Annotated in this window: 1 pseudogene; it reads left to right on the forward strand. The window is 72.3% G+C overall.

Annotated features, from left to right (window positions below):
• Positions 1-166: 166 nt before the first annotated feature.
• A pseudogene (locus ABZ260_RS51425) lies at positions 167-1,018 on the forward strand (MerR family transcriptional regulator); the annotation flags it as partial.
• Between the last annotated feature and the right edge of the window lie 109 nt (positions 1,019-1,127).

Below are 1,127 nucleotides of genomic sequence, written 5' to 3' on the forward strand. Positions count from 1 at the left end.
ATCGAGCAGTTTCCCGTCCGCCGGAGGGCAGACCAGCCCCGCGGCGGCGAGGATCCGCTCGGTGGCCGAGCAGTCGAAGGACGGGCCGGCGAGCGCCCACGACACGGGTCCCGGCCGCGCCGGCCCATGTGCGGCCACCTCGCGGGAGGCCGACGAGGATCCCCGGATGCGATCTCCGGGGTCGGTTCTTGAGCGTGCCGAACCCCGCTGGGGCGACCTCCCGGACGCGCTCCGGCCCTCCGGGTCGATCGATTCTCGCCCGGTTGGACCCTTCCACTGTGGGAGCCTCCATGCTGATGGAGTGAACGAGGGATATCTGCCGATCGGGCGGTTCGCGAGGCTCTGCCGGCTCAGCGTCAAGCAACTACGGCACTACGACGAGCTGGGCCTGCTGACCCCGGACCACGTCGATCCGGACACCGGCTACCGCTACTACCGGCCGGACCAGGCACGCGCCGCGATGCTGATCAGCCTGCTCCGCTCCATCGACGTGCCGCTGCCCTCGATCGGGCGGGTGCTGTCCGGCGACACGGGTGCGCTCGGTGACGTACGCGACCGGATGGAGGCCGATCTGGCGCGCCGCGAACGCAACTTCGCCGCGCTCGAACGCATCCTCTCCGAAGGGCTGCACCGGCCGGAGGTGACGGTGGTCCGCGAGCCCGCCCGGCGGGTGGCCGTCGTCAGGGACGTCGCGACCCTGGACCGGATCGGCGTCGTCACCTCGGCGTGCGTGGCCCGGCTGCTCGCCGCCGTGGGTGACCCGAAGGGGCTGATGATCGGGCTGTTCCCGCTCGACCTCGCGCCGGAGCTCGCCGTGGCCGTCGCCGTGGAGACGTCCGAGGACGTGCCAGGGACGTCCCCGGACGTCCTGCCCGGCGGTCTGTACGCCTCGGTGACGCACGTCGGTCCCTACCACCAGATCCCGCTCACCGCGCACGCGCTGCTCGCCTGGGTGGGCGAGCGCGGGCACACGCCCGAAGGCCCGCTGCGCGAGGTGTACGTCTCCAATCCCGCCACCACGCCGCAGGACCGCTCCAGCTCCTCGTGGGCGCTGGGATGGGTGACGCGGACCTTGAACAGGAACCGGTCGCGCTGGACCTCGGGGAGGGGGTAGACGCCCTCCGACT

Origin of the sequence: Streptosporangium sp. NPDC006013, assembly GCF_040614275.1 — a bacterium.
Taxonomy (GTDB): domain Bacteria; phylum Actinomycetota; class Actinomycetes; order Streptosporangiales; family Streptosporangiaceae; genus Streptosporangium.